The 9,100-nt window shown below is 71.7% G+C and carries 9 protein-coding genes; 4 read left to right on the forward strand and 5 right to left on the reverse strand.

The window, feature by feature from the left end:
* A partial coding sequence (locus ACWDX9_RS54805) for a hypothetical protein (protein WP_449970415.1) occupies positions 1-230 on the reverse strand: 230 nt, incomplete at its 3' end.
* 419 nt (positions 231-649) lie between these two features.
* Here ACWDX9_RS54805 and ACWDX9_RS54810 point away from each other — a divergent pair.
* Complete coding sequence (locus ACWDX9_RS54810) at positions 650-1,711, forward strand: hypothetical protein (RefSeq protein ID WP_449970418.1); 1,062 nt, start codon at positions 650-652, stop codon at positions 1,709-1,711.
* 261 nt (positions 1,712-1,972) lie between these two features.
* Here the strand turns inward: ACWDX9_RS54810 and ACWDX9_RS54815 are convergent, their stop codons facing one another.
* Complete coding sequence (locus ACWDX9_RS54815; protein ID WP_449970420.1) at positions 1,973-2,557, reverse strand: TetR/AcrR family transcriptional regulator; 585 nt, start codon at positions 2,555-2,557, stop codon at positions 1,973-1,975.
* 79 nt (positions 2,558-2,636) lie between these two features.
* Between ACWDX9_RS54815 and ACWDX9_RS54820 the strand changes: the two genes are divergently transcribed.
* A complete protein-coding gene (locus tag ACWDX9_RS54820) occupies positions 2,637-3,506 on the forward strand; it encodes an NmrA/HSCARG family protein (protein ID WP_449970422.1) in 870 nt (289 codons plus the stop codon).
* Positions 3,507-3,548: 42 nt separating this feature from the next.
* Here ACWDX9_RS54820 and ACWDX9_RS54825 read toward each other — a convergent pair whose 3' ends face one another.
* On the reverse strand, positions 3,549-4,244 hold the full coding sequence (locus tag ACWDX9_RS54825; protein WP_350728096.1) for a TetR/AcrR family transcriptional regulator: 696 nt from the start codon (positions 4,242-4,244) through the stop codon (positions 3,549-3,551).
* A 102-nt stretch (positions 4,245-4,346) separates the two neighbouring features.
* Between ACWDX9_RS54825 and ACWDX9_RS54830 the strand changes: the two genes are divergently transcribed.
* Both ACWDX9_RS54830 and ilvD read left to right on the forward strand, forming a co-directional pair.
* A complete protein-coding gene (locus tag ACWDX9_RS54830) occupies positions 4,347-5,567 on the forward strand; it encodes a saccharopine dehydrogenase family protein (protein ID WP_449970425.1) in 1,221 nt (406 codons plus the stop codon).
* 48 nt (positions 5,568-5,615) lie between these two features.
* On the forward strand, positions 5,616-7,265 hold the full coding sequence (ilvD, locus tag ACWDX9_RS54835; protein WP_449970428.1) for a dihydroxy-acid dehydratase: 1,650 nt from the start codon (positions 5,616-5,618) through the stop codon (positions 7,263-7,265).
* A 310-nt stretch (positions 7,266-7,575) separates the two neighbouring features.
* Here ilvD and ACWDX9_RS54840 read toward each other — a convergent pair whose 3' ends face one another.
* Complete coding sequence (locus ACWDX9_RS54840) at positions 7,576-7,953, reverse strand: STAS domain-containing protein (protein ID WP_363981944.1); 378 nt, start codon at positions 7,951-7,953, stop codon at positions 7,576-7,578.
* Between the two features lie 41 nt (positions 7,954-7,994).
* A complete protein-coding gene (locus ACWDX9_RS54845) occupies positions 7,995-8,972 on the reverse strand; it encodes a phosphotriesterase family protein (RefSeq protein ID WP_449970432.1) in 978 nt (325 codons plus the stop codon).
* Between the last annotated feature and the right edge of the window lie 128 nt (positions 8,973-9,100).

Here is a 9,100-nt window from a genome sequence, read left to right on the forward strand (position 1 = left end):
CCCAGGGCCGCGGCGACGACCAGCGCGGCCGGGGAGACGGCGGCCGTGGGGACGGCGGCCGACGCGGCGGAGGCGGCGGAGGCGACCAGCGCGGTCGCGGAGACGGCCAGCGCGGCGGCCAGCGCCGCCAGGACCGCCCGGCCCCCTCCGGCGCCATGGCCGAAGCCCTCCGCAAGGCGGGCCTCACCGACTAACCCACCACCAACCCACCGGCCCCTCCGCGGAACCACTCCGCGCGAGGGGCCATCGCGTCCCACCCCACCGCCCTCCCCCCGACGCAGCCGATACAGCACTGCACACACCCACCACCCGACACCACCCGCGCAAGGGATCACGGGCGCTCCACCCCACCGCCCACCCGTCGGCACAGCCGACACACCACCGCACACACACCACCCGACACCACCCGCGCGTAAGGGCCGCCTCGCGCACACCCGCCGGATACCGCCTGCGCGGGACGCACCCGCACACGGACCGCTGAATCCGGTTACCGCCTGCGCGGGACGCACCCGCACACGGACCGCTGATGCGGTCACCTGGGCCGTTTGCGTGGAGGTGCCGTGTGCGGCTTGCGTCGATGACCTGGGCCGGGCGACCGGGCAGTGTGCCGACGCGCGCTGAGGGCCGGCCGGGGCGATACGGTCGAAGTGTGAGCACGACAGCCTTCACCACAACGATCGCCCAGGCCCGCGACCTCCTCCGATGGTGCTCGCCGCTGAGGACCGAGCTGTGGGCGGCGCGGCTCGCCGCCCATCTCGAGCCGGACCAGGTGGGGCCCTTCCTGCGGCAACTGGCTGAGGACGGCAGCACGGAGGCGCGGCTCGCGCTTGCGGCCCTGGCGGCGGTCGACCCGGCCGCCGACGCACGCCCGGAGGCCGGCGAAGGTCCTGTGGCCGATGTGGGCCCGGAGTCCGGAGCAGGTGCTCAGGAAGGGGCGGGCTCTCAGGCCCAGGCGGCGGCGAGCGTGTACGTGAGGGCCGCTGACGGCGTCGTGGAGACGCTGCCCGGGTGGGTGCGGCGGATGGGGCGGGTGACGTGCGAGGGCGGCTGGTACGGCAAGGCGGACCCATACGGTGAGCAGGCCCTCGCGGCCCTGTCCTTCCGATACGAGAACGGCAAGGAGCCGCACCTCCTCGTCGTCGCCATCGACCAGGTGAACGGCGGTCTGGCGGTGGACGCGGTGGTCGAGGAGGTGAAGTTCCTCGACGACCTGGACCTGCGGGCCGAGGAACCGGGGGCGGTCGCGGGGCGGGTGCTGGACGCGTTCGAGCTGGGTGACCGGATCATGGGGGCGCTGGTCGCCGACACGCTGCCCGCCGTGCGGCCGGTCGCGCTCTCCAGGGCCCGCGCGGTGCCCGATCTCGTACGCCCGGCGCCCGACGACACCGTGAGCCGGTTCCGCGAGCTGCCGGATCTGCCGGGGGCGCGGGAGGCGTTCGAGAAGCTTGCCGAGTTCGTGGGCGATCGTCCTCTGTGGTGGAGCCCAGCACGGGTCGCCCAGTTCCTGACGTCCTGGTTGCCCAGGGAGGCCATCCTGTCGGAGGCGGGGATCGCGGCGATGCCGGAAGTGGTGCGGGCCTGGAGCCGATTCTGCGGAGCGCATCCCGCGGTGCTCGCCCAGGTCGAGGCGGACGCGCCGCGGCTGCCCGCCCTCATGGCCGACGAGTCCTTGGCGAGCCTCGGCAAGCGCATCGCCAAAAACCGCCTCTGACACCGGCGTGCCGGGTGCCCCCAGAGGTTCGCCGGCGTTCCGACACCTCCCAGAGGTGTGCGGGCGTTCCGGCGCCCTCCAGAGGTTCGCCGGCGTTCCAGTGCCCCTCCAGAGGAACACCGGCGTTCCGGTACGCCCACGAGTGCGCCGCCATATCCGGATGCGGCCGCCGCGTGTCCATGGCAGCAGTGTCGTCGGGCGCCGGCCGGGCCCGGCCGGTCGGCGTGCGGGACGATGCACAGCTTTGGGGGTGACCCCCGGCTACGGCCGCGCTGAGGGCCGTAGCCCGTCGATGGCGAAGGCCAGCAGCCGCTCCCCCTGCTCGGGCGTCGTCTGCTCGCCCGCCCACGCCAGCGCGTTGATCAAGGTGTAGAAGTCCGAGGCGGTCGCGTCGGGGCGTACGGCGCCGGCCCCCTGCGCGCGTTCGAGCAGCCGTTCGCCGGCGGTCAGCACGGCCTGGCAGGCGGCGTGCAGCTCCGAGGTCTCGTCCTCGATGCTGCGCATGAGCGAAGTGGCCAGCCCCCGATACATCGCCGCATGCGCGATCCCCGCGCGCGCCCAGGTGATCAGCGCCTCGTGGGCGTCCGAGTGGTCGAGGAGGTCGCGGGCCGTGCCGGCCAGGGCTTCCATGCGGTCGCGCAGCAGAGCCTCGAGAAGCGCCTGCCGGGTGGGAAAGTGGCTGTAGAGCGTGCCGTTCGCCACCCCCGCGCGCCGCGCGACGTCCTCCAGCGAGGACTCCACCCCGTGCTCGGCGAACGCCGCCGCCGCTTCGGCGAGCAGCCGTTCGTAGTTGCGGCGCGCGTCGGCGCGCATCCGGCGCCGGGGCGCTGGGCCGGTGGTCGTCATGGACACTCCCAGGTTGCTTAACTTGAGACTATCTCAATATATTTCTTGAGACCGTCTCACTTTACCGTTGGGAGCCCTGGTGAACCTCATCGACAAGCCCGTCCTGGTGACCGGCGCCACCGGACGCCAAGGCGGCGCCACCGCCGCCCAGCTGCTGGCCTCCGGCTGGCCGGTACGCGCCCTCGTCCGCGACCCGGACGCCCCAGCGGCCCAGGCGCTGAAGGCGAAGGGCGCCGAGCTACGCGTCGGAGACCTCGACGACACCGGCTCGCTCGCCGAGGCGGCGGCCGGCGCGTACGGCGTCTTCGGCGTCACGCCCGACGACGACCTCGACCGGGAGATCCGCCGCGGCCGCGCCCTCGTCGACACCGCCGCCGCGGCCGGAAGCTCCCACTTCGTGTTCACCTCGGTCGGCGGCGCCGACCGGGGCGCCGGCCTGCCCTACTGGGACAGCAAGTGGCAGATCGAGCAGCACCTACGCGCGTCCGGCCTGCCCGCGACGATCCTGCGGCCGGTCCGGTTCATGGAGAACCACACCATTCCCGGCCTGCCCCTCGGCGGGATCGCCGACGGTGAGCTCAGGCACCTCTTCGGCCCGGACACGCCGGTGCAGCTCATCGCCGCCGCCGACATCGGCGTCTTCGCCCGCCTCGCCTTCTCCCATCCGCAGGACTACCTCGGGCAGGCGATCGAGATCGCCGGGGATGAGCTGACCCCCAGGCGGACGGTGGAGCTGATCAGCCGGAGCCTCGGGCGCGAGATCACCTACCGGCAGTTGCCCGTCGGCTCTCTCGGGCTCGGCCCGGACGCCGAACGCGCCTTCGCGGACGAGCGCGGACTGTGGCGCGCCGACATCGCGGCGTTGCGCGAACTCCACCCCAGTCTCCTGGACTTCCGCACCTGGCTTCGGAACGGCGGCACCGAGCAGATCCGGGCCCTGCTCACCTGAACCGAGCCCGGGACGGCGACACCGAGCAGATCCGGGCCCTGCTCACCTGAGCTGCGCGGACGCGCTGGACAGCAGCATGTCGAGGGCCGTGGGGTAGGCGCTGTCGTTCATCTCGGCCACCAGCAGCGGCGCCGTCGCGGCGATGTTCGGGTGCGTACGGGCGGGCAGCCGCGCGTACGTGGCCTGCCACACCTCCTCGTCCGCCTCCCGCGCCGCCTTCGGCAGGGCCAGCGTGGCGGCGTCGAGGATGGCGAAGGCCAGGCTCTGGTCGATGAACGCGTGATAGATCCGCACCGCGTCCCCGTCCGCGAACCCGGCTCCACGCAGGATGCCGATGATGGTCTCGTCCCCGGCCACCTCGTTCGGCCGGCCGGTGACCCGGCTGGCGGTCAGCACCGCGGCCTGCGGGTGCGCCAGGTACGCGTGGTGGATGCGCAGGCCCAGCTCACGCAGGTCGGCGCGCCAGTCGCCGGTGGGCCGCCAGTCGGCCATCGCCGTGCCGAACAGCTCGTCCGCGATCGCCAGCACCAGATCGTCCATGCCGCGGAAATAGCGGTAGACCGTGCTGGCGTCCGCGCCCAGAGCCAGGCCCAGGCGGCGGGCGGACAGCCCCGCGGCCCCGTGCTCGCGGAGCATGCGGAGCGAGGTCTCCACGATGAGCTGATGGGTGAGGACCTGCCCGTGTTTGGTGGGGCGGCGCCGCCTGCGCGCCGCCTCCGGCACCACTCGCTTGGCCACGAGTACGGCCTCCTTATGCCAACGCCATTGACGTTGACGAGCCTACCCAAGTTAAATTCTCGACACACCCCCCAAAACAGCATTAAAAGGGGACTTATCGTCATGCGTATCCTTCTCGTTGGAGCCGGCGGTGTGGGAACCGCCATCACCCGGATCGCCGCCCGCCGCCCTTTTCTCGACCACATGGTGGTCGCCGACTACGATCTCCCCCGCGCCAAGGCCGCCGTCGCCGCGCTGGGCGAGCAGGCGGACCGGTTCACCCCTGTCAAGATCGACGCGGCCGACCGGGCCGCGGTCACCGCGCTGCTGAAAGAGCACCGGTGCGACGTCCTCCTGAACGCCACCGACCCCCGATTCGTGTTGCCGCTGTTCGACGCGGCCCTCGCGGCCGACGCCGACTACCTCGACATGGCCATGTCGATGTCCAGGCCGCACCCCGACCGCCCGTACGAGGAGGTGGGGGTCAAGCTGGGCGACGACCAGTTCGCCCGCGCCGCCGAGTGGGCCGCGCAGGGCCGGCTGGCGCTGGTCGGCATGGGCGTGGAGCCCGGCCTGGCCGACGTGTTCGCCCGCTACGCCGCCGACGAGCTCTTCGACGAGATCGAGGAGATCGGCATCAGGGACGGCGCCAACCTGACCGTCGACGGCTACGAGTTCGCCCCGTCGTTCAGCATCTGGACCACCATCGAGGAGTGCCTCAACCCGCCGGTCATCTACGAGAAGGACCGCGGCTGGTACACCACCGAGCCGTTCAGCGAGCCCGAGATCTTCGACTTCCCCGACGGGATCGGCCCCGTGGAGTGCGTCAACGTCGAGCACGAAGAGGTCATGCTGGTCCCCCGGTGGATCCCGGCACAGCGGGTCACCTTCAAGTACGGGCTCGGCGAGGACTTCATCGGCAAGCTCAAGACCCTGCACGCGCTCGGCGTGGACCGCACCGAACCGGTCGCGGTCCGGACCGACGACGGCACCGCCAGGGTGTCGCCGCGCGACGTGGTGGCCGCCGTGCTGCCCGACCCGGCGGGCCTCGGCGACCGCATGCGGGGAAAGACCTGCGCGGGGACCTGGGTGAAGGGCGTCAAGGACGGGCGGCCCCGCGAGGTGTACCTCTACCACGTGGTGGACAACCAGTGGTCGATGCGCGAGTACGGCTCCCAGGCCGTGGTCTGGCAGACCGCCGTGAACCCCGTCGTCGCCCTGGAACTGATGGCGAACGGGGTCTGGAAGGGCACGGGCGTGCTGGGGCCCGAGGCGTTCGAGCCGGGCCCGTTCCTGGACCTCCTGGTGGAGTACGGGTCACCCTGGCGCATGCGCGAACAGTGAGCGCGAGATCATGGAGGCGTAACGACCCGCACGACGAAGGGCAGCGCCTTGAGCATCGCCGACGACCCCGACCGCGCACCGGCCCGCTCCCACTTGTACGCCATGGGCTGGTCGGAGGAGGACATGCGCCGCCCGGTGGTCGGCATCGCCTCCACCTGGACCGGCACGATGCCGTGTAACCTCACCCACCGTGAGCTGGCCGCCCACGTGGCCGAGGGGGTGCGCGCGGCGGGCGGCACGCCGATGGAGTTCAACACCATCGCGGTCTCCGACAACCTCACGATGCACACCCCCGGCATGCGCACGTCGCTGGTCAGCCGCGAGGTCATCGCCGACTCGATCGAGCTCATGGGCCGCGCGCACGGCTTCGACGCGCTGGTGGTCATCGTGGGCTGCGACAAGACCGTGCCGGCCGGGATCATGGCGCTCGCCCGCCTGGACGTGCCCGCCGTCGTCCTCTACAGCGGCACGATGATGCCCGGCAGGTGGCGCGGGCGCGACGTCACGATCCAGGACATGTGGGAGGCCCTCGGCGAGCGCGCCGTCGGCCGCCTCGACCAGGCGGACCTGGACGACCTGGCCAAGCACGCCTGCCCGGGCGCCGGCACCTGCGCCGCCCAGTACACCGCCAACACCATGGGCAGCGTCGCCGACTTCCTCGGCCTGGCGCCGTTCGGGGTGGGTGACATCCCGGCGGTGGCGGAGGAGAAGAACGCCGCGGCCCGGCGGGTCGGCGAGATCGCCATGGAGGCGCTGGCCCGCGACGCCCGCCCGTCGCGGGTGCTGACCGCGGACGCCCTGCACAACGCGATCGTCTCGGTCGCCGCCATGGGCGGCTCCACCAACGCCGTCCTGCACCTGCTGGCCATCGCCCGCGAGGCGGGGCTGCCGCTGCGCATCGACGAGATCGGCGAGGTCTGCCGCCGGGTCCCGATCATCACGGGGCTCAAGCCGAGCGGCGGCGACCACACGGCCCTGGACCTGTGGCGGGCCGGCGGCACCTCGCTGGTGGTGCGCCGCCTGCTGGAGGCCGGGCTGCTGCGCGAGAACGCCACGCTGGTGGACGGCCGCACGCTGGCGGAGGTCGCGGCCGACGCCGAGGAGACACCGGGGCAGGAGGTGGTGGCGAGCGTGGCCGAGCCGTTCAAGCCGCGTGGCGCGCTGGCCATCCTGCGGGGCTCGCTCGCGCCCGACGGCTGCGTGCTCAAGCTGGGCGGCAAGGACGACTTCCGCCACGAGGGCCCGGCCAAGGTGTTCGACTCGGAGCACGACTGCTACGTCGCCATCCAGGAGGGTCACATCGTGCCGGGCGACGTCATCGTCCTGCGTTACGAGGGCCCCGCGGGCGGTCCCGGCATGCAGGAGATGCTCTCGATCACGGGCCCGCTCGTCGGCCGCGGCCTCGGCGCCTCGGTGGCGCTGGTCACCGACGGGCGCTTCAGCGGGGTCTCGCACGGGCGCGTCGTCGGGCACGTGGCGCCGGAGGCGTACCACGGCGGGCCGATCGCGCTGGTGCGCGACGGTGACACGGTGGTCATCGACAGCGCGGCGGGGACGATCGAGCTGGTGGTGCCGGAGGAGGAGCTGGAGCTGCGTCGCGCCTCGTGGAAGCGGCCCGAGAGAGAGGTCGAGCGGGGGGTGCTGTCCAAGTACATGGCGACGGTGGCCTCCGCCTCGGACGGCGCCGTCACGGCCTGATCCGGATCGAGCAGGCGGCCCGGGCCGCTATGCTGCGCAGTGACGTACTCGAGCCGTTGTTAGGAGATTTGCGCGATGTACAAGGAGTTCGCTGTCGAGGCCGTGATGTGGCTCGTTCCGGTCGCGGTGCTGATCGGGGTGGCACTCCTCGTCACCGCGTGAGCCAGGGGCTCAGCCGGGGGTCGGTCCGGCCCCTGGCGGCCGCTCAGCGGTAGTACCTGTACGAGATGTTCCGGATCTTGGTGGAGAAGCCGCCGGCAAAGAAGATCCGATACGAAACGGTTATCCGTTCTCCCACAAGGCCAGCGGCCTACGCGGTGAAGCTCCCGGGCTCGTTGAGCTCGGCGATGGCCAGCTCGGCCGTGGTGCGGATGTCGAAGAACTTGTCGAGCGCGGTGATCGCGAACAGGTGCTTGCACCGGCCGTTCAGCCCCGCCAGCAGCAGCCGGCCGCCCGAGGCGGTGACGGCCTTGTGCAGGTAGACCAGCACGGACAGGCCGGAGGAGTCACAGACGCTGACCGCCTGCATGTCGATGACCAGCATCGGGGGCTGGGTGAGATCGAGGGCCTTGGTGACACGGTCACGGACCTCGGCGGCAGACCCGAAGTCGAAGTCCCCCGTCAGTCGCGCGATGACACAGGGTCCCTGGAGCCCGAGGCTTATCGACAAGGCCTGCTCCGAAGTCACCCAGCTCCACCTACCTGCATTGCTTGCCCGATCCACCTACTTTACGAGAAGTAGGTCTTCGGGTTGTACACCAGCATCTGCTCAATCTGGTCGTCGGTCACACCCGAGTCCAGCAGTGCGGCCAAGACGTCGTCGTGGATGTGATCGTAGCGCCAGTTCGGCGCGAGCGTTGAGCGGGCCTCGTCCCAGGCGCCGCCGAAGTAGTCCATGAAGCACGCCGTGTCGTGGCTGAGGACCATGCGATCGGCGTATCCGCGCCCGCACAGCTGCGCGACCGTGGCCACCCGCTGCGCGGTCGGATTGTACGGATCCAGCCCGAACCGGTCCATCCCCAGCGTCGCGCCCGTGTCGGCCAGGCGCATGAGGTAGTCGAGGTCGTTGCTGTCGCCCGCGTGCCCGACGACCACCTTCGCCAGGTCGACGCCCTCCTTGGCGAACAGGTCGAGCGCGATCAGCCCGCTCTGCGTGAAGGAGTTCGTGTGGATGGTGATCGGCGCGCCGGTGCGCAGGTGCGCCTGCGCGACGGCCCGGCAGATGCGCTCGACACCGGGCGTCAGGCCCTTCTGCTCGACCACGCACTTGAGGAACGCCGCCTTCACGCCGGTGTCGGCGATGCCCTCGGTGAGGTCGCGGACGAAGTCGTCGATCATCGGGTCCGGCATGTCGATGAACAGGCCGGGGCCGCGGTGCTCGTACTGGTGGGGCAGCTCCTCGAAGGAGTAGATGCCGGTGGCGACCACGATGTTCAGGCCGGGCACCTGCTCGGCGACGCGCTGGATGCGCGGGATGTAGCGGCCGAGGCCCCACACCGTCGGGTCGACGATCGTCCGCACCCCCTTCGCGGCCACCGCGTTCAGCTTGGCGACCGCGTCCGCCACCCGGGCCTCCTCGTCCCACCAGGCGCCTCTGCCGTAGTTGTCGAGGTGCTCGGTGGCGAGGACGAACACGTGCTCGTGCATGAGCGTCTGCCCGAGCTCCTCGACGTCTACAGGGCCGCGAATGGTGGGGACGGTGGCCATGGGCGCCTCCATACCGGCTGGTCGGTGTGCGCCACCGTAGGCTCCCTTCGGACCTCCGTCAACCAGCCACTCCGGCCGCGGCGAGGCGGCGGAACAGCGGCTCGGGCCGGGCCAGCCGCTCGCCGGCG

This window comes from Nonomuraea sp. NPDC003201 (assembly GCF_053590415.1).

What these genes read in the sequence shown, in the direction of transcription:
- ACWDX9_RS54845 (WP_449970432.1), bottom strand. Translation starts at nt 8,972, where the DNA reads ATGGCCACCGTCCCCACCATTCGCGGCCCTGTAGACGTCGAGGAGCTC.
- ACWDX9_RS54815 (WP_449970420.1), bottom strand. Translation starts at nt 2,557, where the DNA reads ATGACGACCACCGGCCCAGCGCCCCGGCGCCGGATGCGCGCCGACGCG.
- ACWDX9_RS54830 (WP_449970425.1), top strand. Translation starts at nt 4,347, where the DNA reads ATGCGTATCCTTCTCGTTGGAGCCGGCGGTGTGGGAACCGCCATCACC.